Below are 25,893 nucleotides of genomic sequence, written 5' to 3' on the forward strand. Positions count from 1 at the left end.
GCCATGCACAAGTTCTCCACCGCCGTATTCGCCCTGGCTCTGCCTCTGGCTCTAGCCACCGCCACCGCCACGGCCCACGCCGCCGACAGCAACGCACAATGCAACACCGTGAAGATGGCCGACCCCGGCTGGAGCGACATCGCCTCGACCAACGCCGTCGCCCGGCTGCTGCTGGAAAGCCTCGGCTACCAGGTGAAGATCGACAGCCTGGCGGTACCGATCATATACGGCGGCCTCAAGGACGGCCGGGTCGACGCCTTCCTCGGCAACTGGATGCCGGCGCATCAGGGCTTCCATGACAAGTTCATCGCCAATGGCGATGTGCAGCAGCTGTCGCGCAACCTGGAAGGCACCCAGTTCACCCTGGCGGTACCGGATTACGTATGGAATGCCGGGGTGAAGGATTTTGCCGACCTGCAAAAGCACGCTGACCAGTTCGACAAGAAGCTGTATGGCATCGGCTCCGGTGCGCCAGCGAACCTGTCGCTGAAGGAAATCATTGACAAGAACGAATTCAACCTGGGCCAGTGGAAGCTGGTGGAGTCCAGCGAGCAGGCGATGCTGGCGCAGGTGGACAGGGCGGTGAAGAAACAGCAGTTCATCACCTTCCTCGGCTGGACGCCGCACCCGATGAACGTGAAGCTGAAGATGCACTACCTGACGGGCGGGGAGAAGTGGTTCGGCAGCCAGGGCGAGGTGTTCACACTGACCCGCAAGGGTTATCCACAAGCCTGCCCGAATGCGGCGAAGCTGCTGGGCAATCTGAGTTTCACCCTGGACATGGAAAACACAATCATGGCGGAGGTTGTGGATAAGAAGATCAGCTTTGATGAGGCGGCCAAGGCTTGGGTGAAACAGCACCCCGAGCTATTGGAAGGGTGGTTGGCGGGGGTGACCACCAAGGCTGATGGCGATGCCTTGGAGGCCGTCAAAACCAAGCTCTAATACTCGCTCCGGCATAGATCCCTGTAGGAGCGGGCTTGTCCCGCGAAGAAGGCAACACGGTACATGGCACCGGCTTCGCCGGTGTTCGCGGGGCAAGCCCGCTCCTACATGGGTAATGTGCAGGCTCGCAAATATCAGCCCCGAGCCAACTGGCGGCGCAGTTCAGCAAGCACCGGCGCCGTATCCGGTCGTACCCCACGCCAGATAAAGAAGGCTTCCGCCGCCTGCTCAGCCAACATCCCCAACCCATCCAGAACCTTGGCCGCCCCCAGCTGGGTAGCCCACTGGCAGAACGGCGTCGGTTCCTTGCCATACATCATGTCGTAGCACACCGTGCGCCCCGCCTCGACCAGGCTGTCGGCAATCGGCGGCAATTCACCGGCCAGGCTCGCCGAGGTGGCGTTGATGATCACGTCCACCGGCTCCTGCAACCAGGCAAACCCACTGGCCACCACCGGCCCCAGTTCATCGAACTCCCGCGCCAGCTGCTCGGCCTTCTCCACGGTGCGGTTGGCAATCACCAGCGACTGCGGCTGGTGTGCCAGGATCGGCTCCAGCACGCCGCGCACGGCGCCACCGGCCCCGAGGATGAGGATGCGCTTGCCGGCCAGTTCGACTCCGGCGTTCACCGTCAGGTCGCGCACCAGGCCGGCACCGTCGGTGTTGTCGCCCTGCAATGTGCCGTCAGCCAGCTTGCTCAGCGTGTTCACCGCTCCCGCGCGCTGGGCACGTGGAGTGAGGCTGTCGCACAGACGGTAGGCCTCTTCCTTGAACGGTACGGTGACGTTGCCGCCGCTGCCTTGCTTGAAGAAGCCGCGCGCGCAATCGCTGAACTCGTCCAGCGGCGCCAGCAAGGTGGCATATTCCAGGTCCTGGCCGGTCTGCTCGGCGAACAGGCGGTGGATCAGCGGCGACTTGCTGTGGCCGATGGGGTTACCGAAAACAACATACTGGTCCATGGCGATTCCTTGTTTATCCACAGGCTTACTGGCCGAGCCAGTCGCGGTCCTGCAGGAAGTATTCGGTCAGGCGTGCCTCCTCGCTGCCGGGCGCGGCCTTCCAATCGTAACCCCAGCGCACTTGTGGCGGCAGCGACATGAGGATCGACTCGGTGCGGCCACCAGACTGCAGGCCGAACAGGGTGCCACGGTCGTAGACCAGGTTGAACTCTACGTAGCGGCCGCGGCGGTATTCCTGGAATTCGCGCTGCTGCGGGGTGAAGGGGGTGTTCTTGCGGCGCTGGACGATCGGCAGGTAGGCCTCGACGTAGGCATCACCGATGGCACGCAGGAACGCAAAGCAGGTGTCGAAGTCCCACTCGTTCAGGTCATCGAAGAACAGGCCGCCGATGCCACGCGGCTCGCCGCGGTGCTTGAGGTGGAAGTAGCGGTCGCACCAAGCCTTGTAGCGCGGGTACACCTCAGCACCGAACGGTGCGCAGGCCTGCTCGGCGACGCGGTGCCAGTGAATGCAGTCTTCCTCGTTGCCGTAGTACGGGGTCAGGTCGAAGCCGCCGCCGAACCACCACACCGCTTCTTCACCTTCCTTTTCGGCAATGAAGAAACGCACGTTGGCATGGGACGTCGGCACATGCGGGTTGTGCGGGTGGATCACCAGCGACACGCCCAGGGCTTCGAAGCCACGGCCTGCCAGCTCGGGGCGGTGGGCGCTGGCCGATGGTGGCAGGCCGGCGCCGAACACGTGGGAGAAGTTGACCCCGCCTTTCTCGATCAGCTTGCCATCCCCGATCACCCGCGTGCGGCCCCCGCCACCGGCTTCGCGCACCCAGGCGTCCTCGACGAAGCGGGCGCCGCCGTCTTCGGTTTCGAGGGCAGAGCAGATGCGGTCTTGCAGGTCGAGCAGGTAGGCTTTCACGGCCTCGGTGCGGCTAGTCATCGGGTCACCAGGAACGGGCAGGGAAGAATTCGCCGCGTAGCATACCACCGCCGGCGCGCGCGCCGCAGTTGACGGCGATCAAGCAAAGGCGTCCGATAGAAGGCCTTTTCCCGATCCCGACAACAGGAGTGCGAGATGGCCAAGCGTATCCAGTTCAGCCAGCACGGCGGCCCGGAAGTGCTGCAACTTGTGGAATTCGAACCCGCCCCACCCGGGCCGCAGCAGGTGCGTGTGCGCAACCATGCGATCGGCCTGAACTTCATCGACACGTACTTCCGCAGCGGGCTGTACGCGCCGCCATCCTTGCCCTCTGGCCTGGGTACCGAGGCGGCAGGCGTGGTCGAGGCAGTGGGCGAGGGCGTGACCCGGTTGAAGGTCGGTGACCGTGTGGCCCATGCCGGCGGCCCGCTGGGCGCCTACAGCGAAGTGCATACGCTGCCGGAGGCCAACCTGGTCAAGCTGCCGGACAACATCAGCTTCGAGCAGGCGGCAGCGGTGATGCTCAAGGGGCTGACCGTGCAGTACCTGTTGAAGCAGACCTATGAGGTGAAGCCGGGCGACGTGATCCTGTTCCACGCCGCAGCGGGTGGCGTCGGTTCGCTGGCCTGCCAGTGGGCCAAGGCCCTGGGCGCCAAGCTGATCGGCACCGTCAGCTCCGCCGAAAAGGCCGAGCGGGCCAAGGCGCTGGGGGCGTGGGCGACCATCGACTACAGCCGCGAGGACGTGGCCAAGCGGGTGCTGGAGCTGACCGATGGCAAGAAGTGCCCGGTGGTGTATGACGGCGTCGGTGCCGACACCTGGCTGACCTCGCTGGACTGCCTGCAGCCGCGCGGGTTGATGGTGAGCTTTGGCAATGCCTCGGGGGCGGTGAGCGGGGTGAACCTGGGGATCCTGTCGCAGAAGGGCTCGCTGTATGTGACCCGGCCGACCTTGGCGACCTATGCCAACAATGCCGAGAACACCCAGGCCATGGCTGATGACCTGTTTGCGATGATTGCCAGTGGGAAGCTGGTTGTGGATATCCAGCAGCGGTATCCGTTGAGTGAGGCGGCGAAGGCGCAAGAGGAGTTGTCGGCGCGCAGGACTGTCGGCTCTACCGTTCTGCTACCTTGAGCCGAACACTGCACTTGAGCCTGTAGACACTCGCCGATGGAGCGTCTTCGCCTATCAGACCGAGCGCCGCCCACGCGGCGCATCGCGAGCTGTCGCTCGCTCCTACGTTTGTTTCTGGCCAGTTACGCCTGTGCCAGTCGTGCGCGACCGCCTTGTTGGTACGACGCAATATCGAGCCAGGCACCAAAGGCGTTCGCGCGCAAAGCGCATAGAATTGACTGGCACGAAACAAACGTAGGAGCGAGCAACAGCTCGCGATGCGCCGCGCGGGCGGCGCTCGATCTCACAGGCGCTGAAAATTCAAAGGCAGGCACCTGTCAGCCCTTACACTTTCTTTTTCAGCTTACAGAGCCGCTTGAGGTACAACCGCCAGCGGTATCAGCCCGGCCGCACGACCTCACCAGTAGCCAGATTCCGAATCACACTCGGATTCTTCCGTCCGCCCAGCGCTCCCCCAAGCACCAGGTCCAGCTGGCCATGGAAATACTGCTCCACCCGCAAGCGGGTCTTGGCCGCCGGGCGCCCGCCCGGGTTGCAGGAGGTGGAAATCAACGGCCCGACCAAGGCACACAGCTCGCGCACCACCGGGTGATCACTGACCCGCAGCGCCACAGTGTCATGCTGCCCGGTCACCCACTCGGGCAACAGGTCCTGGTGCGGTACCAGCCAGGTGTTCGGCCCCGGCCAGGTGCTGCCCATGCGGTCAATCCAGTCCTCAGGGAAGTCCTCGAACAGGAAGTCGAACTGGCGGATGTTGTCGGCGATCAGAATCAGCCCTTTATCCACAGGCCGCGACTTCAGCGCCAGCAGGCGATACACCGCGTCCTCGTTCCATGGGTCGCAGCCCAGGCCCCAGACCGCTTCCGTCGGGTAGGCGATCACTGCGCCCGCCCGGATCTCACGTGCGGCTTGTTGCACACGAAAACTGCTCACCATTTGCGTCTCTCCGCCTTTTAACCTTGCTTGCGCGCAGTGTACTTAGCCGGCGCGGGCAAACCAACGCCCGGCGACATTGCTGACCCGGCCTTCAAGCTCCAGTTCCGTCAGCTGCGCCAGCACCTCGGCCAGCGGCCGGCCACTGAAATGGGCCAGGTTCTCGCTAGTCTGTGGCGCGGCATGCAGCAGGGCAAGCAGCGGATGGGCCGGCTTATCCACAACCGCTGGCGGCAGGTTCTGCCAGCCACGCAGGCTTTCCACAATCTGCTCCACGCTTTCCACCAGCAGTGCGCCATCGCGGATCAGCTGGTGGCAGCCCTTGGCCGCCGGATGGTGGATGGAACCTGGAATCGCGTACACCTCGCGGCCTTGCTCAGCCGCCAGGCGGGCAGTGATCAGCGAGCCGCTGGCAAGGCTGGCTTCGACCACCAGCACGCCGAGCGACAGGCCACTGATGATGCGGTTGCGCCGCGGGAAGTTGCCCGGCAACGGCCCGGCATCGAGCGGGTACTCGGATACCAGTGCCCCGCCCATGTCGATCATCATCCGCGCAAGGTCGCGGTGGCGTTGTGGATAAAGTTTTTGCAAGCCTGTTCCCAGTACACCAATGGTGCTCCCGCCCACCTCTAGCGCCGCCCGATGAGCGGCACCATCGATGCCCAGGGCAGCCCGCTGGTGATGGTAAAACCGGCCTGCGCCAGGTAGCGGGAAAATGCCCTGGCCGTGTCGAGTGCCGGGGGTGTGGCACGCCTGCTGCCCACAATGGCCAGCTGAGGCCGGTCGAGCAGTGTTGTATTGCCAGCCACGAAAAGCAGCGGTGGGGCATCGTCGATTTCTCCAAGCAGTGCAGGGTAGTCAGGGCCGTCCCACATCAGTAAATGCTGGCCCGGGCGCTCTAGCCAGGCCATTGCAGCAAGTGCACCATCACGTACTTCGGCACTGCGCCGCGCATCGATGGTGGCTTGTGGAATACCCAGCGCGCGCCAGGCGGGGCCGGGTGCGCTGAGCGCGGAAGAAGCACTGCCAAAGGCCTCCAGCAAAGTGCGAAAGCGTCGCAATCCCGTCTCGGGCAGGCGATGCAAGCGTAATCGCGCCTCCAGTTCGGCAGGCGCACAAGGCGACGAATGGTAACTCGGCATGGGGATCATCCTTGATCAAAGCAGGGCCATCTACGTGGCACAACCTGTGGATAAGTTTGTGGGTAACACTTTGAAAAGCTGTCCATCGTTTGGCGACTATCAGGCCTATAAAGACCCTAGACGAGCTTTCACAGGTGCTGAAATCCCCGTTTCCCTTTATTATGTGTGCTCAGTTTTCAACCGACCGCACAGTGACTGCCTGACCTTATGGCCATCTTGAACATTCTCGAATTCCCGGACCCGCGCCTGCGCACCATTGCCAAACCGGTAACGGTGTTCGACGACGCCCTGCGTCAGCTGATCGACGACATGTTTGAAACCATGTACGAAGCCCCCGGCATCGGCCTGGCTGCCACCCAGGTCAATGTGCACCAGCAGGTCGTGGTCATGGACCTCAGCGAAGACCGCAGCGAGCCGCGCGTCTTCATCAACCCGACGGTCGAAGAGCTGACCCACGACATGGGCCAGTACCAGGAAGGCTGCCTGTCGGTCCCGGGCTTCTACGAGAACGTCGACCGCCCGCTGCGTGTGCGGGTCAAGGCCCAGGACCGCGACGGCAAACCGTACGAGCTGGAATGCGAAGGCCTGCTGGCAGTGTGCGTGCAGCACGAGTTCGACCACCTCAACGGCAAGCTTTTCGTCGACTACCTGTCGCAGCTCAAGCGCGACCGGATCAAGAAGAAGCTGGAAAAGCAGCACCGCCAGCAAGCCTGATCCCCACCTCCCAGAAGGCTTGCTCCGGCAAGCCTTTTTCTTTTTGGAAGCGAGAACTCCATGCGCATCGTCTTTGCAGGCACTCCAGAGTTTGCCGCCGAACACCTCAAAGCCCTGCTCGACAGCCCGTACGAGATCGTGGCCGTCTACACCCAGCCAGACCGCCCTGCCGGCCGTGGCCAGAAGCTCATGCCGAGCCCGGTCAAGCAGTTGGCCGTGGCCCATGACATCCCTGTGTTCCAGCCGCCAACCCTGCGCAATGCCGAAGCACAGGCCGAACTGGCCGCGCTCAAGCCAGACCTGATGGTGGTGGTCGCCTACGGCCTGATCCTGCCGCAAGTGGTCCTCGACATCCCACGCCTGGGTTGCATCAACAGCCACGCCTCCTTGCTGCCACGCTGGCGCGGTGCGGCGCCGATCCAGCGCGCCGTGGAAGCCGGCGATGCCGAGAGCGGCGTGACGGTTATGCGCATGGAAGCCGGCCTGGATACCGGGCCGATGCTGCTCAAGGTGGTTACCCCGATCAGCGACGACGATACTGGCGGCAGCCTGCACGACCGCCTCGCCGAAATGGGCCCGCCGGCTGTGGTCCAGGCCATCGCCGGCCTGGCAGACGGTTCACTGCAGGGTGAGGTCCAGGACGATGCCCTGGCTACTTATGCACACAAGCTGAACAAGGATGAAGCCCGCATCGACTGGAGCCGCCCGGCCGTCGAGCTGGAACGCCTGATCCGTGCCTTCAACCCTTGGCCGGTGTGCCACAGCACCCTGGACGGGGAAAGCGTGAAGGTGCTGGCTGCCAACTTGTCCACAGGCAAAGGTGCCCCAGGCGAGATCCTCTCTGCCAGCAAGGACGGCCTCGTCGTCGCCTGCGGTGACCAGGCCCTGAGCCTGACCCGCCTGCAGTTGCCTGGTGGCAAGGCGCTGAACTTCAGCGACCTGTTCAACAGCCGCCGTGAGAAGTTCGCTGCCGGCAAGGTGCTGGGCCAATGAACCCGCGCCTCGCCGCCGCCCGTGCCCTTGCCGCTGTGCTCAGCGGCAAGGCCTCGCTGAACAGCTCGCTGCCAGCACAGCTGGACAAGGTCGAAGAACGCGACCGGGGCCTGACCCAGGATCTGGCGTTCGGTACCGCCCGCTGGCAGCCACGCCTTGATCTGCTGGCCGCGCAACTGCTGCAGAAGCCGTTCAAAGCTGCCGATGCCGATGTGCAGGCACTGCTGCTGGTGGGCCTGTACCAGCTGTTCTACACCCGTATTCCGGCCCACGCCGCCATCGGTGAGACTGTCGGCTGCGCAGACAAGCTGAAGAAGCCGTGGGCCAAGGGTCTGCTCAATGCCGTGCTACGACGCGCCCAGCGCGAAGGCGAGGAACTGCTCGCCGGCATGGAGCGTGACCCGGTGGTGCGCACCGCCCACCCGCGCTGGCTGCAGAAGTCGCTGAAAGCCTTCTGGCCCGAGCAGTGGGAGGCCATCTGCGCCGCCAACAACGCCCACCCGCCGATGATCCTGCGGGTCAACCGCCGCCATCACAGCCGTGACGCCTACCTGGCGTTGCTGGCTGAAGCCGGCGTAGGCGCCAGCGCCTGCCAGTACAGCCGTGACGGCATCGTGCTGGCCGAAGCCTGCGACGTGCGCGGCCTGCCAGGCTTCGCCGAAGGCTGGGTCAGCGTGCAGGACGAAGCCGCGCAGCTGTCCGCCGACCTGCTCGAACTGGCCCCCGGCCAGCGCGTGCTGGACGCCTGCTGCGCCCCCGGCGGCAAGACCTGCCACCTGCTCGAAGCCGAACCGGACCTGGCCCACATGACGGCCATCGACCTTGAAGCCAAGCGCCTGACCCGGGTTCGCGAGAACCTCGACCGCCTGCAGCTCGATGCCGAGCTGATCGCCTGCGATGCTCGTGACACCGCCAGCTGGTGGGACGGCAAGCCGTTCCAGCGCATCCTGCTCGATGCGCCATGCTCGGCCACTGGTGTGATCCGTCGCCACCCGGACATCAAGCTGACCCGCCAGGCCGAGGACATTCCGGCCCTGGCCGCGCTGCAAGGCGAGCTGCTCGATGCCCTGTGGCCGACCCTGGAAGTGGGAGGCATGCTGCTGTACGCCACCTGCTCCAGCCTGCCCACCGAGAACACCGAAGTGATCGATGCCTTCCTCGCCCGCACCCCAGGCGCCCGTGAGCTGGACCTGGCCACCGAAGCCGGCCTGCGCCAGCCCCACGGCCGCCAGCTGCTGGCCCAGGATGGCGGCCACGACGGGTTCTACTATGCCAAGCTGATCAAGATCGCCGCCTCGCGCGGGTAAGTACAACGGTTAGGGAGTAGCGGATGAAGATCATCATCCTCGGCGCAGGGCAGGTAGGCGGTACGCTGGCGGAACACCTGGCCAGTGAAGCCAACGACATCACCGTGGTCGATACCGATGGCGACCGCCTGCGCGACCTCGGCGACCGTCTGGACATCCGTACCGTGCAGGGCCGCGGCTCGCTGCCGACGGTGCTGCGCCAGGCCGGTGCCGACGACGCCGACATGCTGGTGGCGGTGACCAACAGCGACGAAACCAACATGGTCGCCTGCCAGGTGGCCTATACGCTTTTCCACACCCCGACCAAGATCGCCCGGGTGCGCGAATCGGCCTACCTGACCCGCGAAGAGCTGTTCGACAACGACCACATCCCGGTCGATGTGCTGATCAGCCCCGAGCAGGTGGTGACCAACTACATCAAGCGCCTGATCGAACACCCAGGCTCGCTGCAGGTGATCGATTTTGCCGAGGGCAAGGCCCAGCTGGTGGCGGTGAAGGCCTACTACGGCGGCCCGCTGGTGGGCCAGCAGCTGCGCCAGATCCGCGCGCACATGCCCAACGTCGATACCCGCGTCGCAGCGATCTTCCGCCGCGACCGGCCGATCACCCCACGCGGCGACACAGTGATCGAAGCCGATGACGAAGTGTTCTTCATCGCGGCGAAGAAGGACATCCGCGCCGTGATGGGCGAGCTGCGCCGCATCGACGAGACCAACAAACGCATTGTCATCGCCGGGGGCGGGCAGATTGGCGAGCGCTTGGCCGAAGCCATCGAGAGCCGCTACCAGGTGAAGATCATCGAGATGAGCGCGGCACGCTGCCGGCACCTCTCCGATACCCTGGAAAGCACCGTAGTGCTGCAGGGCAGCGCCTCGGACAAGGACCTGATGCTCGAAGAGAACATCGCCGACGCCGACATCTTCCTGGCCCTGACCAACGACGACGAAGCCAACATCATGTCGTCGCTGCTGGCCAAGCGCCTTGGCGCGGGCAAGGTCATGACCATCATCAACAACCCGGCCTATGTCGACCTGGTGCAGGGCGGCGAAATCGACATCGCCATCAGCCCGCAGCTGGCCACCATCGGCACCTTGCTGGCGCACGTGCGTCGCGGCGATATCGTCAGCGTGCACTCGCTGCGCCGCGGTGCGGCCGAGGCCATCGAGGCGGTGGCGCACGGCGATTCGAAGTCGAGCAAGGTGGTCGGCAAGGCTGTGGAAAACATCGCCTTGCCACCGGGCACCACCATCGGCGCGATCATCCGCGACGAGGAAGTTCTGATCGCCCACGACGACACGGTGATCGAGTCGGGCGACCATGTGATCCTGTTCGTTGTGGATAAAAAGCACATTCGCGATGTGGAGAAGCTGTTCCACGTCGGCTTGAGTTTCTTCTAGGAGAAGACGGCATGCGTGAATCGCTGGAGAAAATGCTGGCCAAGGGTGTGGATAACCCGCTGCTGAGGTTTGGCCTGGGCAAGGCCTGGCTGGACGAGGGCAATGGCGCAGAAGCGGCGGTGCACCTGGCGGTGTGTGTGGAGCAGGATCCGAAGTACTCGGCGGCCTGGAAGCTGTTGGGGAAGGCGTATCAGCTGGTCGGTGACCTGGCGGCGGCGCGCAAGGCGTGGGAAGACGGGATTGTTGCGGCTCAAGCCCATGGGGACAAGCAGGCTGAGAAAGAGATGACCGTGTTCCTGAAGAAATTGAACAAGGTCTGAGATCGCCGGGGCTGCTTTGCAGCCCATTCGCGGGGCAAGCCCGCTCCTACAGGAGACCGCGATTCCTTGTAGGAGCGGGCTTGTCCCGCGAATGGGGCACAAAGTGCCCCCAGGGTCTCAATACCAGCGCGGCTCGCCTGCCGGGCGCTTCTTGAAGCGCTTCATGCTCCACATGTATTGGCTCGGGTACTCGCGCACATAGCGCTCGACCACCTTGCTCATGGCCGCTGCCGATACGTTCACGTCGGTGCTGTACATCTCTTCCGGCGCCGCCTCCAGGAACACCTTGAAGCCCGACCCGTCCTGCAGCCGCAGCGCGTGCAGGAACACCCCCACCGCCTTGCCACCGGCCAGCATGTTCGGCACGAACTTGCTGGTCAGCGCCTGCGTGCCCAGAAAGGGCACGAACACCCCCGCCGATTCCGCCGGCTCCGGGTCGGCAGGAATACCCACCTGCCCGCCGCGGCGCACTTCCTTGATCACGCTAAGGATGCCTTCCTTGGTCGAAGGCGCCACGCGGTTGCCCATTTGCACTCGCTGCTCGCGCAGCAGGTCGTCCACTGCCTTGAGCTTCGGCGGGCGGTAGAAGATGATCGGTTTGCACTGGTTGCAGTAGAAGTGGTTGAGCACTTCCCAGTTGCCCAGGTGGCTGGTGATACCAACCACGCCCTTGCCCGAAGCCAGGGCCTGCTCCAGCACTTCCAGGCCGTGCACTTCCTTGACCAGCTCCAGCGAACGCTGCGGCGGCCAGATCCAGGCACAGGCGCTTTCGACGAAGGATTTACCGATATCCTTCAGTGCACGGCCGACCAGTTGCTCGCGTTCGACCGGATCCATCTCCGGGAAGCACTTGGCCAGGTTGATGCGCACGACATTGCGCGAGCCGTTGGGGACTTTCCACATCAGCCAGCCGATACCGGCGCCGACGCGCTGCACAGCGCCCCAGGGCAGCTTGGCAAACAGACGCAGCACCCCGACCATCAGGGCGCCCTTGAACTTTTCCACAGGCAATTCCTTATTTCAGCAAGGCGCGCATTGTAACCCCTCAGCGCAACAAGGCGGCGTAGCGATCGCAATCGGTGGTGTGGTCCATGACCATGCCGGTCGCCTGCATGAAGGCGTAGCAGATGGTCGGGCCGACGAAGGTGAAGCCAGCTTTCTGCAGGGCCTTGCTCATGGCCTTGGCTTCGTCGGTGACCGCCGGCACGTCGCCACGGCCCTGGAAGTGGTTGATCTTCGGCTCGCCGCCCACGAACGACCAGAGCCAATCGGCGGGGTTATCCACAGCCAGCCAGGCCTGCGCGTTGCGCCGGGCAGCCTTGAGCTTGAGGCGGTTGCGGATGATGCCCGCATCCAGCATAAGCTCCTCGATTCGTTCGTCGCTCATGGCCGCCAGTTTCACGGGGTCGAAGCCATGCATCACCTCGCGATAACGCTCGCGTTTGCGCAAAACGGTGATCCACGAAAGCCCCGCCTGGAACCCTTCGAGCAAAAGCATCTCGAACAGCAACGCCGGGTCACGCTGTGGCGTTCCCCATTCCTGGTCGTGGTAGGCCTGGTACAACGGATCGTCGGTACACCAAAAGCAGCGTGGCATAAGGCTCCAATGAGTAGAGGGCGAGGCGAATCAGGTTATACTCCCGCTCTTTACATCCGCATCCCCAGATACAGGTGAATTTCGTGAGCCAGCCTACGCCAGCCGTGCGTACCTTCCAAGACCTGATCCTCGCCCTGCAAAACTACTGGGCAGCTCAAGGTTGTGTGGTACTTCAGCCCTACGATATGGAAGTAGGCGCCGGCACTTTCCACACCGCTACATTCCTGCGCGCCGTGGGTCCAGAAACCTGGAACGCCGCCTATGTGCAGCCTAGCCGTCGCCCTGCCGACGGGCGGTATGGCGAAAACCCCAACCGCCTGCAGCACTACTACCAGTTCCAGGTGGTCCTGAAGCCGAACCCGGCCAACTTCCAGGAGCTGTACCTCGGCTCGCTGAAGGCCATCGGCCTGGACCCGCTGGTCCACGACATCCGCTTCGTCGAAGACAACTGGGAGTCGCCGACCCTGGGCGCCTGGGGCCTGGGCTGGGAAATCTGGCTGAACGGAATGGAAGTCACCCAGTTCACCTACTTCCAGCAGGTCGGTGGCATCGAGTGCTACCCGGTCACCGGTGAAATCACCTACGGCCTCGAGCGCCTGGCCATGTACATCCAGGGCGTGGACTCGGTCTACGACCTGGTGTGGGCCGACGGCCCGTTCGGCAAGGTCACCTACGGCGACGTGTTCCACCAGAACGAGGTGGAACAGTCGACCTACAACTTCGAGCACGCCAACGTCGAGAAGCTGTTCGAACTGTTCGACTTCTATGAAAGCGAAGCCAACCGCCTGATCAAGCTGGAGCTGCCGCTGCCGACCTATGAAATGGTCCTGAAGGCCTCGCACACCTTCAACCTGCTGGACGCCCGCCGCGCCATCTCGGTAACCGAGCGCCAGCGTTACATCCTGCGCGTACGTACCCTGGCCCGGGACGTGGCGCAAAGCTATCTGCAAGCCCGTGCACGCCTGGGCTTCCCGATGGCCACCCCTGAACTGCGTGACGAAGTGTTGGCGAAGCTGGAGGCTGCACAATGAGTGCTCAAGATTTCCTGGTAGAACTGGGCACCGAAGAGCTGCCACCCAAAGCCCTGGCCAGCCTCGGCGACGCCTTCCTGGCCGGCATCGAGAAGGGCCTGCAGGCCGCTGGCCTGAACTACACCAGCAAACAGGTGTACGCAGCGCCACGCCGTTTGGCCGTACTGATCCGCCAGCTCGACGTGCAGCAGCCCGATCGCAGCATCAACGTCGACGGCCCGCCCATGCAGGCGGCCTTCAAAGACGGCGAGCCGACCCAGGCTGCCCTGGGCTTTGCCAAGAAGTGCGGCGTAGAGCTGGCCGAAATCGACCAGAGCGGCGCCAAGCTGCGCTTCTCCCAGCACATCCCGGGCAAGGCCACCGCCAGCCTGTTGCCGACCATCGTCGAGGATTCGCTCAACGACCTGCCGATCCCCAAGCGCATGCGCTGGGCCGCCAGCCGTGAAGAGTTCGTGCGCCCAACCCAGTGGCTGGTGATGCTGCTTGGCGACCAGGTGGTCGACTGCACCATCCTGTCGCAGAAGGCCGGCCGTGAATCCCGTGGCCACCGCTTCCACCACCCGGAGAACGTGGTCATCACCACCCCGGCCAACTATGTGGAAGACCTGCGCAAGGCCTACGTGCTGGCCGACTTCGCCGAGCGTCGCGAGCTGATCAGCAAGCGTACCGCCGAGCTGGCCATGCAGCAGGAAGGCAGCGCCATCGTGCCGCCGGCACTGCTGGACGAAGTGACTGCGCTGGTCGAATGGCCGGTGCCGCTGGTGTGCTCGTTCGAGGAGCGTTTCCTCGAAGTGCCTCAGGAAGCCCTGATCACCACCATGCAGGACAACCAGAAGTACTTCTGCCTGCTGGACAGCGAAGGCAAGCTGCTGCCGCGCTTCATCACAGTGGCCAACGTCGAGAGCCGTGACCCCAAGCAAATCGTGCAGGGTAACGAGAAGGTCGTGCGCCCGCGCCTGACCGACGCCGAGTTCTTCTTCAAGCAGGACAAGAAGCAGCCGCTGGAAACCTTCAACGAGCGCCTGAAGAACGTGGTATTCCAGGCCCAGCTGGGCACTGTCTACGACAAGGCCGAGCGCGTTTCCAAACTGGCTGCCTTCATTGCCCCGCTGATCGGCGGTAACGCCCAACGCGCTGGCCGTGCCGGCCTGCTGTCGAAGTGCGACCTGGCTACCGAGATGGTCGGCGAATTCCCTGAAATGCAGGGTGTTGCCGGCTACTACTACGCGCTCAACGACGGTGAGCCGGAAGACGTCGCCCTGGCCCTGAACGAGCAGTACATGCCGCGCGGTGCTGGCGCCGAGCTGCCGCAGACCCTCACCGGTGCTGCCGTGGCCATCGCAGACAAGCTCGACACCTTGGTCGGCATCTTTGGCATCGGCATGCTGCCCACCGGCAGCAAGGACCCGTATGCCCTGCGTCGTGCCGCCCTGGGCGTGCTGCGCATCCTGATCGAGAAGCAACTGGACCTGGACTTGAGCGCTGCGGTCGAGTTCGCGGTCAAGCAGTTCGGTGCCAAGGTCAAGGCCGCAGGCCTGGCCGAGCAGGTGCTGGAGTTCATCTTCGACCGCCTGCGTGCACGCTACGAAGACGAAGGCATCGACGTTGCCACCTACCTGTCGGTACGTGCCCTGAAGCCGGCTTCTGCCCTGGACTTCGACCAGCGCGTGCAGGCAGTGCAGGCCTTCCGCAAACTGCCGGAAGCCGAAGCCCTGGCCGCGGTGAACAAGCGTGTGTCGAACCTGCTGAGCAAGGCCGAAGGCGCCATCGCCGACCAGGTCGAGCCGAAGTACTTCGACAACGCCAACGAGTTCTCTCTGTACTCGGCCATCCAGCAGGCCGACCAGGCCGTGCAACCGATGGCAGCCGCTCGTCAGTACAGCGAATCGCTGGCCCGCCTGGCGGCCCTGCGTGACCCGGTCGACGCCTTCTTCGAGGCGGTGATGGTCAACGCCGAAGACGCCAAGGTCCGTGCCAACCGTTATGCCCTGCTCAGCCGCCTGCGCGGCCTGTTCCTGGGCGTGGCCGACATTTCGCTGCTGGGGTAAGCCTTGAAACTGCTGATTCTCGATCGTGACGGGGTGATCAACCAAGACTCCGACGCCTACATCAAGACGCTGGAAGAGTGGATCCCGATCCCTGGCTCGGTCGAGGCCATCGCGCAGTTGAGCAAGGCGGGCTGGACGGTGGCAGTTGCCACCAACCAGTCCGGCATCGCCCGTGGCTATTACTCGCTGGCAACCCTCGAGGCCATGCACGCGCGCCTGCGCGCTCTGGTGGCCGAGCAGGGCGGCGAGGTGGGCCATATCGTGTATTGCCCGCACGGGCCGGACGAAGGCTGCGAATGCCGCAAGCCCAAGCCTGGCATGCTGCGGGCGATCGCCGAGCATTACCAGGTGGGCCTGGAAGGCGTCTGGTTTGTCGGCGACAGCAAAGGTGACCTGGAGGCCGCCCTGGCCGTCGGTGCACAACCCGTGTTGGTGAAAACCGGCAAGGGTGAGCGGACCCTGGAAAAAGGCGTCCCGGAAACTACACTGATTTTCGACGATCTGGCAGCCATCGCCAGAGAAATTATTTAAACAACAATGCGCCCTCGGGCGCATTTCTCCCAGGCGGGCACGCCCCGCAACGGTACTTGCCACTATGTCGATCCTGCAGGCGATCAGAATCTTTCTTTTTTACCTGCTGCTGGGCACCAGCTCGCTGCTGTGGTGCTCGCTGAGCTTCTTCGTCGCGCCGTTCTTGTCGTTCCCCAAGCGCTACAAGTTCATCAACGTGTACTGGTGCCGTTGCGCACTGTTCCTGGTGCGCACCATCCTCGGTATCAACTACAAGGTCACCGGTGCCGAGAACGTGCCAGATGAGCCCTGCGTGATCCTGTCCAACCACCAGAGCACCTGGGAAACCTTCTTCCTTTCCCAGTACTTCTCGCCGCTGAGCCAGGTGCTCAAGCGTGAGCTGCTGTATGTGCCGTTCTTTGGTTGGGCCATGGCCATGCTGAGGCCGATCGCTATCAACCGCGACAACCCCAAGGAAGCTCTGCGCCAGGTGGCCAGCAAGGGTGACGAGTTGCTCAAGCAGAAAACCTGGGTGCTGATCTTCCCGGAAGGCACCCGTGTGCCGTTCGGTACTATGGGTAAATTCTCCCGGGGCGGTACCGCACTGGCCGTGAATGCCGGGTTGCCAGTGCTGCCAATTGCCCACAACGCTGGCAAGTTCTGGCCCAAGACGGGTTGGGGCAAGCGCTCGGGCACCATCGAGGTTGTGATCGGCAAGCCGATGTACGCTGAGGGCAGCGGGCCACGGGCCATTGCCGAGCTCAACGACCGTGCTGCGACGTGGAACGAAGCGACCCAGCGGGCCATGGGCTCGCTGCCGCCAGTGGACGAAAAACCGCAGGAGCAGATGGCCTGATCATCTGTGGATAACTTGTGAACAGTTTGTTCATGAAGCGCCTGGATACGAAGCTAAGTGTATGAATTAGCTGTTTATTTCTCGGTGTGATATTTTTCTGAAAAACGTGCATAAGTTTTTTGGAGGCATAAGAAAACCGGCTTTTACAGCCGGTTTTTTTATGGCGTGGTGATGGCGTCAGACTTTGTCGATATCCACGTCCTTGGTTTCTTTCAGGCAGAAGATTCCCACCACCAGGCTGATGCCGGTCACCAGCACCGGGTACCACAGGCCGTAGAAGATATCCCCGGTATACACCACCAGCGCGAACGACACCGTTGGCAGGAAACCGCCGAACCAGCCGTTGCCAATGTGGTAGGGCAGCGACATCGAGGTGTAGCGGATGCGGGTCGGGAACAGCTCGACCATCACCGCTGCCAGCGGCCCGTAGGTCATGGTCGCGATCAGGATCATTGCCACGATCAGCACCACCACCATCACCTGGTTGACCTGCCCCGGGTCTGCCTTGGCCGGGTAACCCGCCTGATCGATCGCCGTGCGCATGGCCGCTTCATCGAAGCCGTTGATGGTCTTGTCGCCAATGTTCACCACCACATCACTGCCGGCCACGTTCACCGAGCTGTACGGCAAGCCCTGCTTGACCAGGAAGGTCTTGACCTTGTCGCACGGGCTGTCGAAACGCGCCTTGCCAACCGGGTCGAACTGGAAGGTGCAGCCTTGCGGGTCTGCGGTGACCACGATTGGCGCCTGGCGGCTGGCCGCATCGATCTGCGGGTTGGCGTAGTGGCTCAGGGCCTTGAACATCGGGAAGTACAGCACGGTGGCCAGCAGCAGGCCGAGCATCAGGATCGGCTTGCGCCCAATGCGATCGGACAGCCACCCGAAGAACACGAAGAACGGCGCACCGATGACCACGCTGATGATCAGCAAGGTGTTGGCCTGCGCTGGGTCCATCTTGAGCATCTGGGTCAGGAAGAACAGCACGTAGAACTGCGCCGTGTAGAAGGTCACGGCTTGCCCGGCATTGATACTGAACAGCGCGGTGAGCACGACCTTCAGGTTGGGCCAGGAGGTAAACGATTCGCGGATTGGCGACTTGCTGACCTTGCCCTGGGCTTTCATTTTCACAAAGGCCGGCGACTCGTGCATGCTCATGCGGATCCAAGTGGAGATCGCCAACAGGAAAATCGACAGCAGGAACGGCAGGCGCCAGCCCCAGGTTTCGAACTGATCACCACTGATGTAGCGACTGCCCAGTACCACCAGCAATGACAGCAGCAGGCCCAGGGTCGCAGTGGACTGGATGAAACCGGTGTGGAAGCCACGCTTGCCGGGTGGCGCGTGCTCAGCCACGTAGGTGGCAGCACCGCCGTATTCACCACCCAGTGCCAGCCCCTGGAGCATGCGCAGAATCACCAGAATGATCGGTGCCGCGATGCCGATGCTGGCGTAGGTGGGTAGCAGGCCGACGGCGAATGTCGACAGGCCCATCAGCACGATGGTCACCAGGAAGGTGTACTTGCGCCCGATCATGTCGCCCAGGCGGCCAAACACCAGCGCACCGAACGGCCGCACCAGGAAGCCGGCGGCAAAGGCCATGAGGGCGAAGATGAAGGCCGTGGTGTCATTCACCCCGGCGAAGAACTGCTTGCTGATGACAGCAGCCAGCGCCCCATAGAGAAAAAAGTCATACCACTCGAACACAGTCCCGAGGGATGACGCGAAAATGATCTTGCGTTCTTCACGACGGCTGGAGGTACTCGCCGTCGCACCCTGCTCTTGGATGTAATCCGACATCGTTGCTGTCCTCGGCCCGCAGGCCACAGTGATTATTCTTGTTGTTCCACTGTCGGCAGCTTGTGACCGCGAGCTGCCGGTGTTGCACGCTCCCGGGTCAGGGGGTCGGTACTGCGTCTTCGTTCAGGTAGGTCTGGGTCGCGGCTCCTTTGAGGATCAGTTGCGCCGCCTTCTCGGCGATCATCAGGGTGGGGGAACAGGTATTGCCGGAGGTGATCCGCGGCATGATCGAGGCATCGGCCACACGCAGGCCAGGGATGCCGTGCACGCGCAGCTGGTTATCCACAACGTCCAGCTCGCCGTTGCCCATGCGGCAGGTACCGACCGGGTGGAAGATGGTGGTGCCGATCTTGCCGGCCGCGTCGAACAGTTCTTCCTCGGTTTGCAGGGACGGGCCTGGCAGATACTCTTGGGGATTGAAAGCGGCGAGGGCAGGGGCCTGGACGATGCGCCGGGTCAGACGGATGGCATCGGCGGCAACGCGCAGGTCCTCGGGGTCGCTCAAATAGTTGGGATCGATCAGCGGTGTGCTGTTCATGTTCGCGCTGCGGATATCGATGCGCCCACGGCTGGCCGGGCGCAGGTTGCACACCGAGGCGGTGAAGGCCGGGAACGGGTGCAGCGGCTCGCCGAAGCGCTCCAGTGACAATGGCTGCACGTGATACTGCAGGTTGGCTGTGGCCTGCTCCGGGCTCGACCGCACGAAGGCGCCCAACTGGCTCGGAGCCATTGCCAGCGGGCCACTGCGGTTGTAAAGATAGCGCAGGCCCATGCCCAGCTTGCCCCACAGGCTGTTGGCCATCTGGTTGAGGGTGCGGGTGTTGCGAATCTGATAGATCAGCCGCAGTTGCAGGTGATCCTGCAGGTTGCCGCCAACGCCAGGCATGTCGTGGCGCACACCGATACCCAGGCTTTCGAGCAGCTTGCGCGGGCCGATGCCCGAGCGCTGGAGGATGCCGGGCGAACCCACGGCGCCAGCACAGAGGATGATCTCGCGACGCGCAGCAAACTCGTGCCAGGCACCTTGCCACTGCGCCTTGACCGCACGGGCACGGGTGTTGTTCAACAGCACCTGGTCAACCTCCACGCCGGTCAGCACGGTGAGGTTGGGACGGTCCTTGATTGGCCGCAGGAAAGCCTTGGAGGCGTTCCAGCGCACGCCGCTGCGCTGATTGACCTGAAAGTATCCACAGCCCTGGTTGTCGCCGGTATTGAAGTCGTCGACCTTGCCGATGCCACTCTGCTCGGCGGCGTCACGGAAGGCATCGAGGATCGGCCAGCTGTAACGCTGGCGCTCCACCCGCCATTCACCCTCACCGCCATGGTGTTCGCTGGCGCCGGCAAAATGGTTCTCGCTGGCCTTGAACAGCGGCAGTACATCCTTCCAAGCCCAGCCCTCGTTGCCTTGCTCGGCCCAATGGTCGTAGTCGGCGGCCTGGCCACGCATGTAGATCATGCCGTTGATGGACGAACAACCACCCAGCACCTTGCCCCGTGGATATCCCAAGGCGCGACCGAGGAGGCCGGGCTGTGCTTCGGTCTTGAAGCACCAGTCGGTGCGGGGGTTACCGATGCAGTACAGGTAACCGACGGGAATGTGAATCCAGGGATAGTTGTCGCGGCCGCCAGCTTCGAGCAGCAGGACGCGGCAGGAAGGGTCGGCGGACAAACGATTGGCCAGCAGGCAGCCGGCGGGACCAGCGCCTACGACCACGTAGTCGAAGACAGAATCGGCTGATGGCATGTGCAACCTCGCGCCTGATTATTATTCTTGTCCCGATCCATCTTAGTGAGTAATTTCGCCAAGGAAACACGAGATTTCACGCAGCCGTTGTGCGTTTTAGCACAGCCCTAAGGATCAACATGTTCGACTGGAACGATCTGCGGTTTTTCCTCGAGTTGCAGCGCAGCGGCCGTCTGCTCACGGCAGCCAAGCGCCTCAATACCACCCACAGCACGGTCGCCCGGCATATCGAGAGCATCGAGAAGAGCCTGGGCACGCCACTATTCGTGCAGCACGCCCAGGGCTATGAACTGACCCCCTCGGGCCAGGCGCTGCTCAAACACGCCGAAGCCATGGAGAACGTTGCCCTGCTGGCGCAGGAAGAAATCACCCAGGCCATTACCCCGCTGGGCAAGATTCGCCTGGGCGTCACCGAAGGCATCGGCATCATGTTCTTCACCCCGCGGATGAGCGAGCTGTTCACCCGCTATCCGGGGCTTGAGGTGGAGCTGGTGGCGGTACCGCGCTTCGTCAGCATCCTCAACCGCGAAGCGGAGATCAGCATTCATCTGGAGCGGCCAAACGCCGACCTGCTGATCACCCGCAAGCTCACCGACTACCGCCTGGCACTGTACGCCAGCCAGGACTACCTGGACCGGGCGCCCCCACTGCGCAACCGCGAGGACCTGGCCCGGCACAGCTGGATCGGCTACGTCGATGACCTGCTGTTCAGCCAGGAACTGCTGTTTCTCAACAGCTTCTGCCGCGCGCCGAACGTGGCCTTCCGCAGTACCAGTGTGATTGCACAGCAAACCGCCGCACGCGCAGGGCTGGGCATCGCCGTGCTGCCGAACTACATGGCTCGCCATGACCCAACGCTGGTGCGCGTGCTGCCCAGCGAGACCATCCAGCGCAGCTACTGGATCTGTACCCGTCGCGAGTTGCACAAGTCGGTGCGCCTGCGGGTGGTGTGGGACTACCTGCTGGCGCTGTGCGCGGCGGAACAGGACGAGCTGCTAGCCGAATAGCGCCTTGCCGACCAGCAGCACGGCCGCCAGCCAACCGGCGACAGCGAACATCTGCTGCAGGCGAGGCCCGGCGATTTTTGCCGCCAGTGGTCGGGCCAGCAACAGGCCGATCACCGCACCGATGGCAAAAGGTGCGCCGATCCGCCAGTGCATCACACCAGCAAGGCTGGCGCTGACCACGCTCCCCGTGGAAACCAGCGCGATCACGGCCAGTGAGGTCGAGACGATGCTCTTCATGCGCAGGTTGGTGTAGCGGTTCAAGGCGGGGATAATCACAAAGCCGCCGCCAACCCCCAGCAGGCCGGAGAGCAAGCCAGACATGGCCCCGGTAAATGCCAGGGCGCGTGCGCAGGGTAACGTCCAGCGCAAGCGCCCCTGCAATGGGTTCAACACGCAGGGCTCGATGTAGCGATGGGCTTCGCTGCCTTCGCCGCGCAGCTCTTTGACCGCCTTGCGCCAGATGCGCAGGCAGGCATAGATCAGCACCGCAGCGAACACCAGCGCCAAGGGTGTATTGGGCAAGCGGTGAGCCAGCATCAGGCCGAACGGTGCCGCCGCGATACCGATCAAGGCGATGAAGAGGGCGGCGCGATAACGCACCAGCCCCTCGCGCAAGCCGAGTACCGCACCCACCGCCGCAGCAAGCCCCACGGCGAGAAGCCCGATGGGGGCCGCTTCGGCCATCGACAGGCCCAACCCGAACACCAGCAGCGGCACCGCCAGGATGCCACCACCGGCGCCGGTCAGCGCCAGCACTGCACCGATGATCGCGCCCAAGCCAGCGCCCAGCAGTTGATGTTCGATCACTGTGCGGCCTCGGTGTCCAACGGTTGCGGGCGCGCCAGCCACTCACGGCCTTTGAGCATCCCCTGCCAGTACAACGGCGGCAACACCCGTGCCTTGAGCAGCCAGGCCAGGCGTGTCGGCTGGCGTCCATCGAGCAACCAGCGAGGGAAGCTCGGTGCGACCTTACCGCCATAGGTGAACTCGGCCAGGACGATCTTGCCGCGCTCGACGGTCAGTGGGCAGGAGCCATAGCCGTCGTATTGGGCCAGGGTCGGGAGGCGGCCCAGTGCTACCAGCACGTTGTTGGCGACCACTGGCGCCTGCTTGCGCGCAGCCGCAGCAGTCTTGGCATTGCTGGTGTTGGCCACATCGCCCAGTGCGTGGACGTTGCCGAACTGACGGTGGCGCAAGGTATGCGGATCGACGTCGACCCAACCGGCTGCATCGGCCAAAGGGCTCTGACGGATGAAGTCCGGGGCAACCTGTGGCGGCACCACGTGCAGCATGTCGAAGGCTTCGGTACGGGTTTCACTGCTGCCGTCGGGTAGCGTACGAACGAAAGTGGCACGCTGGTTGGGCCCATCCACGGCCACCAGTCGATGGCTGTAATTGAGGTTCACGCCGTACTTGTCGATGTAGGCCATCAAGGCTGGCACGTAGTCGGGAACGCCGAACAGCACGGCACCGGCATTGAAGAAACTGGCTTTCACGTCGCCCAGCCGACCACTGCGCAGCCAATGGTCGCAGGACAGGTACAGTGCCTTTTGCGGCGCGCCAGCGCACTTGATCGGCATCGGCGGCTGGGTGAACAGGGCACGCCCTTGCTTGAGCGTTTGCACCAGCTCCCAGGTGTAAGGTGCCAGGTCGTAGCGGTAGTTGGAGGTGACACCGTTGCGGCCAAGGGTTTCGCTGAGCCCGTCGATCGCGTCCCAGTCGAGCTTGAGGCCGGGGCAGACCACCAGCTGTTCATAACTGATGACGCGACCTCCCTCCAGGGTGACCAGCTGGGGAGCGGGGTCGAAGCCGTGGACACGTGCCTTGATCCAACGCACGCCGCGCGGGATGGCGGAGGCCATAGTGCGGGCGGTGCTCGGCGCTTTGAAAACGCCGGCGCCGACCATGGTCCAGCCTGGCTGGTAGTAGTGCACGTCGGCAGGGTCGATCAGGGCGATATCCAGTGAAGGGTCGCGGGCAATCAGGCTGGAAGCAGTGGCGATACCGGCGGCACCGGCACCGATGATGACCACCTTGTGGTGGTCGTTATTGGCAGGCATGGCAGTCAATCCTGGAATTTCTGGTAATGGGGCAGGGCAGTCAAAGTTTATTCAGCGGGATCTTCAGGTAGCTCACGCCGTTTTCTTCAGGCTCGGGGAGCTGGCCGCTGCGCATGTTCACCTGCACCGATGGCAGGATCAGCACGGGCATGTCGAGGGTCTTGTCGCGGGCTTCGCGCATGGCCACGAAGCTGTCCTCGTCGATACCTTGATGGATGTGGATATTGCTGGCGCGCTGCTCGGCCACCGTGGTGACGTACTGCATCTCGCGCCCGCCTGGCAGGTAGTCGTGGCACATGAACAACTGGGTCTGGTCGGGGAATGCCAGCAGCCGGCGGATCGAGCGGTACAGCGTTCGGGCATCGGCGCCGGGGAAGTCGCAGCGAGCGGTGCCGTAATCAGGCATGAACAGGGTATCGCCGACGAACACCGCCGTCTCGCCAGCGTCCACGACCATGTAACTGATACACGCGGGCGTATGCCCCGGTGTATGCAACGCACGGGCATGCAGGTTGCCGATGCTGAAACCCTCTTCATCTTCGAAGAGCACATCGAACTGACTGCCATCCCGGGCGAAGCCTGGCTCGGCATTGAACAACTTGCCGAAGACTTTCTGGACCTGCGTAATGTGCGCGCCGATGGCCGTGTGGCCACCGAGCTTGGCCTTGAGGTAGGCCGCTGCCGAGAGGTGGTCAGCGTGCACATGGGTTTCCAGCACCCACTGCACCTTGGCGTGCAGCTCAGTCACGCGCTCGATCAGACGATCCGCGGACGCGGTGCAGGTGCGACCGGACTTGGGGTCGTAGTCCAGCACGCTGTCGATCAATGCGCACTGAAGAGTTTCACGGTCCATGACCAGGTAGCTGATGGTCGAGGTCGCCTTGTCGTAGAAGGCGTCCACGTGAAGGTTGTTGCCGATGATCATCACGTTCTCCAAATTGTCTGCCTCGCCTTGTACAGGCGTAGGCAGTGGATGGAGATTTATCAAGATGCATGCCAGGCATTTTCAGACGCCATGAGCAGTAAAAGCAGCACCTGATACCAACAATTTCCGACATTGGCAGTAGATTTGGCAGTCGACTGTCAGCCAATGGCAGTGTTTGGCAGTCCTTGTTACCCTGCGCCAGGTTATCCAAACGGTGTCGTCATGCCTGAATCTCATTCACTCATCCTAGCTCTGGTTTCCTACCTTGAGCACGATGCCCTGCCTACCATCGTGCTGGACACCGACTACAACATCCTCGCGGCCAATGCGGCATATCGCCGGCAGTTCGGTCGAGACGAACAGGCCCCTCTGGGTGAGAAATGCCATCGAGTGTCACATCACTACGCCGTCCCCTGCGATCAGGCAGGTGAGCACTGCCCGATGCGCAAGGCGTGGGACAGCAAAGTGCCGGAGCGTGTGCTGCATATTCATCACACGCCGCGTGGCCCTGAGCATGTGGATGTCGAACTGCGGCCGATCCTCGATGAGCAGGGCAGGGTGGTGGCCTTCGTAGAGCGGCTTACCAGCATTACTCTGGCTTCCGCGCAACCTCAAGAACAAGGGCTGGTCGGGCGAGCGCCTGCTTTCAAGACCGCGTTGGCCAGCCTGCAGCGTGCGGCACCCGCGCAAATTCCTGTACTACTCCAGGGCGAATCGGGTACTGGCAAAGAACTGTTCGCCCGCGCTATTCACATGGGTAGCCCACGGGCCAATGGCCCGCTGGTCGTCGTCGACTGCACCGGCCTGACCGAGTCGCTGTTCGAGAGCGAGCTGTTCGGCTACGAGAAAGGTGCTTTCACCGGCGCCAACCAACGCAAGATCGGCTTGGCCGAGGCTGCCCATGGCGGCACGCTGTTCCTCGACGAAATCGGCGAAGTGCCGTTGGCGATGCAAGTCAAGCTGCTGCGCCTGATCGAGTCCGGGAGCTTCCGCCCGGTTGGCAGCCTGCGCACCGTGCATTCGGATTTCCGCCTGGTTTCGGCGACCCATAAACCACTGAAGAAAATGGTGGCAGAAGGGACGTTCCGAGAAGATCTGTATTACCGCATCAGTGGCTTCCCGATCCGTCTGCCGGCTTTGCGCGAGCGCGTGGCGGATCTGCCATTGCTGGCCGAGAGCCTGCTTCAGCGCATGGCTGGCAAGCCGACGCCCAGTCTGACCGAGGAAGCGCTGAAGCAACTGACGCTGCATGCGTTCCCCGGGAACATTCGCGAGTTGCGCAACATCCTGGAGAGGGCTCGGCTGTTTGCCGATGACGGGCTGATCCGGCCTGAGCATCTGCCGGAAGAGGTTGGGCCACAACAGGCACTCGGCATGAGCAGAGGTCGAAACGACCTAGGTGATCTGGCGCAGGCGCTGGAGCAATTCCAAGGATCACGCAGCGAGCTGGCCCGCCATCTTGGCCTGAGTGAGCGCACCTTGTATCGCCGCTTGAAAGCGCTGGGTTTGTAGTCCGCTGACCTTTACCTGACCTTTACCTCTGCCCTTACATTGTGTG

At 63.2% G+C, this 25,893-nt stretch carries 23 protein-coding genes and 1 pseudogene; 13 read left to right on the forward strand and 11 right to left on the reverse strand.

Features of this window, described 5'->3' with window-relative positions:
• The first annotated feature begins 3 nt into the window (after window positions 1-3).
• Entirely contained in the window at window positions 4-945 is a 942-nt protein-coding gene (gene choX / locus BGP85_RS12845) for a choline ABC transporter substrate-binding protein (RefSeq protein ID WP_103448366.1), read from the forward strand.
• A gap of 134 nt (window positions 946-1,079) precedes the next feature.
• Here the strand turns inward: choX and aroE are convergent, their stop codons facing one another.
• The gene (gene aroE / locus BGP85_RS12850; protein ID WP_103448367.1) at window positions 1,080-1,904 is read right to left on the reverse strand and encodes a shikimate dehydrogenase; all 825 of its coding nucleotides are present in this window, start codon (window positions 1,902-1,904) and stop codon (window positions 1,080-1,082) included.
• A gap of 25 nt (window positions 1,905-1,929) precedes the next feature.
• Window positions 1,930-2,841, reverse strand: coding sequence for an oxygen-dependent coproporphyrinogen oxidase (gene hemF, locus BGP85_RS12855; RefSeq protein ID WP_103448368.1), 912 nt, complete (start codon window positions 2,839-2,841; stop codon window positions 1,930-1,932).
• 135 nt (window positions 2,842-2,976) lie between these two features.
• Here hemF and BGP85_RS12860 point away from each other — a divergent pair, with 135 nt between their 5' ends.
• Complete coding sequence (locus BGP85_RS12860; protein ID WP_103448369.1) at window positions 2,977-3,954, forward strand: NADPH:quinone reductase; 978 nt, start codon at window positions 2,977-2,979, stop codon at window positions 3,952-3,954.
• 378 nt (window positions 3,955-4,332) lie between these two features.
• Here the strand turns inward: BGP85_RS12860 and BGP85_RS12865 are convergent, their stop codons facing one another.
• Together BGP85_RS12865 and dprA are read right to left on the reverse strand one after the other, a co-directional pair.
• Window positions 4,333-4,890 carry an L-threonylcarbamoyladenylate synthase gene (locus BGP85_RS12865; RefSeq protein WP_011953122.1) on the reverse strand — a complete coding sequence of 186 codons (558 nt, stop codon included), beginning with the start codon at window positions 4,888-4,890 and terminating at the stop codon, window positions 4,333-4,335.
• 42 nt (window positions 4,891-4,932) lie between these two features.
• Window positions 4,933-6,029, reverse strand: a pseudogene (gene dprA / locus BGP85_RS12870) (DNA-processing protein DprA).
• A gap of 207 nt (window positions 6,030-6,236) precedes the next feature.
• Between dprA and def the strand changes: the two are divergent.
• From def to BGP85_RS12895, 5 genes are read left to right on the forward strand one after another with little or no spacing between them, the layout of a single operon-like run.
• Entirely contained in the window at window positions 6,237-6,743 is a 507-nt protein-coding gene (def, locus tag BGP85_RS12875) for a peptide deformylase (protein ID WP_003260000.1), read from the forward strand.
• A 60-nt stretch (window positions 6,744-6,803) separates the two neighbouring features.
• Window positions 6,804-7,736, forward strand: coding sequence for a methionyl-tRNA formyltransferase (gene fmt / locus BGP85_RS12880; protein ID WP_103448370.1), 933 nt, complete (start codon window positions 6,804-6,806; stop codon window positions 7,734-7,736).
• A complete protein-coding gene (gene rsmB / locus BGP85_RS12885; RefSeq protein WP_103448371.1) occupies window positions 7,733-9,043 on the forward strand; it encodes a 16S rRNA (cytosine(967)-C(5))-methyltransferase RsmB in 1,311 nt (436 codons plus the stop codon). The genes fmt and rsmB overlap by 4 nt, the downstream gene beginning before the upstream one ends.
• A 23-nt stretch (window positions 9,044-9,066) precedes the next feature.
• A complete protein-coding gene (gene trkA / locus BGP85_RS12890) occupies window positions 9,067-10,440 on the forward strand; it encodes a Trk system potassium transporter TrkA (protein WP_099816075.1) in 1,374 nt (457 codons plus the stop codon).
• 11 nt (window positions 10,441-10,451) lie between these two features.
• Window positions 10,452-10,760 carry a tetratricopeptide repeat protein gene (locus tag BGP85_RS12895; RefSeq protein ID WP_103448372.1) on the forward strand — a complete coding sequence of 103 codons (309 nt, stop codon included), beginning with the start codon at window positions 10,452-10,454 and terminating at the stop codon, window positions 10,758-10,760.
• Window positions 10,761-10,877: 117 nt separating this feature from the next.
• Here BGP85_RS12895 and BGP85_RS12905 read toward each other — a convergent pair whose 3' ends face one another.
• Together BGP85_RS12905 and BGP85_RS12910 are read right to left on the reverse strand one after the other, a co-directional pair.
• Complete coding sequence (locus tag BGP85_RS12905) at window positions 10,878-11,765, reverse strand: lysophospholipid acyltransferase (RefSeq protein WP_103448374.1); 888 nt, start codon at window positions 11,763-11,765, stop codon at window positions 10,878-10,880.
• A gap of 40 nt (window positions 11,766-11,805) precedes the next feature.
• Window positions 11,806-12,357 carry a DNA-3-methyladenine glycosylase I gene (locus BGP85_RS12910; RefSeq protein ID WP_103448375.1) on the reverse strand — a complete coding sequence of 184 codons (552 nt, stop codon included), beginning with the start codon at window positions 12,355-12,357 and terminating at the stop codon, window positions 11,806-11,808.
• An 83-nt stretch (window positions 12,358-12,440) separates the two neighbouring features.
• Here BGP85_RS12910 and glyQ point away from each other — a divergent pair, with 83 nt between their 5' ends.
• The 4 genes from glyQ (at window position 12,441) to BGP85_RS12930 (ending at window position 16,802) form a co-directional block, all read left to right on the forward strand.
• Window positions 12,441-13,388 carry a glycine--tRNA ligase subunit alpha gene (gene glyQ / locus BGP85_RS12915; RefSeq protein WP_027592054.1) on the forward strand — a complete coding sequence of 316 codons (948 nt, stop codon included), beginning with the start codon at window positions 12,441-12,443 and terminating at the stop codon, window positions 13,386-13,388.
• Entirely contained in the window at window positions 13,385-15,436 is a 2,052-nt protein-coding gene (glyS, locus tag BGP85_RS12920) for a glycine--tRNA ligase subunit beta (protein WP_103448376.1), read from the forward strand. The genes glyQ and glyS overlap by 4 nt, the downstream gene beginning before the upstream one ends.
• Window positions 15,437-15,439: 3 nt before the next feature.
• The gene (gene gmhB, locus BGP85_RS12925) at window positions 15,440-15,967 is read left to right on the forward strand and encodes a D-glycero-beta-D-manno-heptose 1,7-bisphosphate 7-phosphatase (RefSeq protein ID WP_103448377.1); all 528 of its coding nucleotides are present in this window, start codon (window positions 15,440-15,442) and stop codon (window positions 15,965-15,967) included.
• Window positions 15,968-16,031: 64 nt separating this feature from the next.
• The gene (locus BGP85_RS12930) at window positions 16,032-16,802 is read left to right on the forward strand and encodes a lysophospholipid acyltransferase family protein (RefSeq protein WP_103448378.1); all 771 of its coding nucleotides are present in this window, start codon (window positions 16,032-16,034) and stop codon (window positions 16,800-16,802) included.
• 177 nt (window positions 16,803-16,979) lie between these two features.
• Here BGP85_RS12930 and BGP85_RS12935 read toward each other — a convergent pair whose 3' ends face one another.
• Together BGP85_RS12935 and BGP85_RS12940 are read right to left on the reverse strand one after the other, a co-directional pair.
• Entirely contained in the window at window positions 16,980-18,599 is a 1,620-nt protein-coding gene (locus tag BGP85_RS12935; RefSeq protein WP_103448379.1) for an MFS transporter, read from the reverse strand.
• Between the two features lie 97 nt (window positions 18,600-18,696).
• Window positions 18,697-20,343, reverse strand: a complete 1,647-nt coding sequence (locus BGP85_RS12940; RefSeq protein ID WP_103448380.1) for a GMC family oxidoreductase — start codon at window positions 20,341-20,343, stop codon at window positions 18,697-18,699.
• A 119-nt stretch (window positions 20,344-20,462) separates the two neighbouring features.
• Between BGP85_RS12940 and BGP85_RS12945 the strand changes: the two genes are divergently transcribed.
• Window positions 20,463-21,350 (forward strand): LysR family transcriptional regulator, encoded by an 888-nt coding sequence (locus BGP85_RS12945; protein WP_103448381.1) that lies wholly within the window; start codon window positions 20,463-20,465, stop codon window positions 21,348-21,350.
• Here BGP85_RS12945 and BGP85_RS12950 read toward each other — a convergent pair.
• From BGP85_RS12950 to BGP85_RS12960, 3 genes are read right to left on the reverse strand one after another with little or no spacing between them, the layout of a single operon-like run.
• Window positions 21,339-22,157 (reverse strand): sulfite exporter TauE/SafE family protein, encoded by an 819-nt coding sequence (locus tag BGP85_RS12950; RefSeq protein ID WP_103448382.1) that lies wholly within the window; start codon window positions 22,155-22,157, stop codon window positions 21,339-21,341. The genes BGP85_RS12945 and BGP85_RS12950 overlap by 12 nt on opposite strands.
• Window positions 22,154-23,410 carry an NAD(P)/FAD-dependent oxidoreductase gene (locus BGP85_RS12955; protein WP_374755316.1) on the reverse strand — a complete coding sequence of 419 codons (1,257 nt, stop codon included), beginning with the start codon at window positions 23,408-23,410 and terminating at the stop codon, window positions 22,154-22,156. The genes BGP85_RS12950 and BGP85_RS12955 overlap by 4 nt, the downstream gene beginning before the upstream one ends.
• Window positions 23,411-23,450: 40 nt before the next feature.
• A complete protein-coding gene (locus tag BGP85_RS12960) occupies window positions 23,451-24,335 on the reverse strand; it encodes an MBL fold metallo-hydrolase (RefSeq protein ID WP_103448384.1) in 885 nt (294 codons plus the stop codon).
• A 222-nt stretch (window positions 24,336-24,557) separates the two neighbouring features.
• Here BGP85_RS12960 and BGP85_RS12965 point away from each other — a divergent pair, with 222 nt between their 5' ends.
• Window positions 24,558-25,847, forward strand: a complete 1,290-nt coding sequence (locus tag BGP85_RS12965; protein WP_103448385.1) for a sigma-54 interaction domain-containing protein — start codon at window positions 24,558-24,560, stop codon at window positions 25,845-25,847.
• Window positions 25,848-25,893: the final 46 nt, after the last annotated feature.

The sequence above is a fragment of the Pseudomonas putida genome (assembly GCF_002906855.1).
GTDB classification, from domain to species: Bacteria; Pseudomonadota; Gammaproteobacteria; order Pseudomonadales; family Pseudomonadaceae; genus Aquipseudomonas; species Aquipseudomonas putida_N.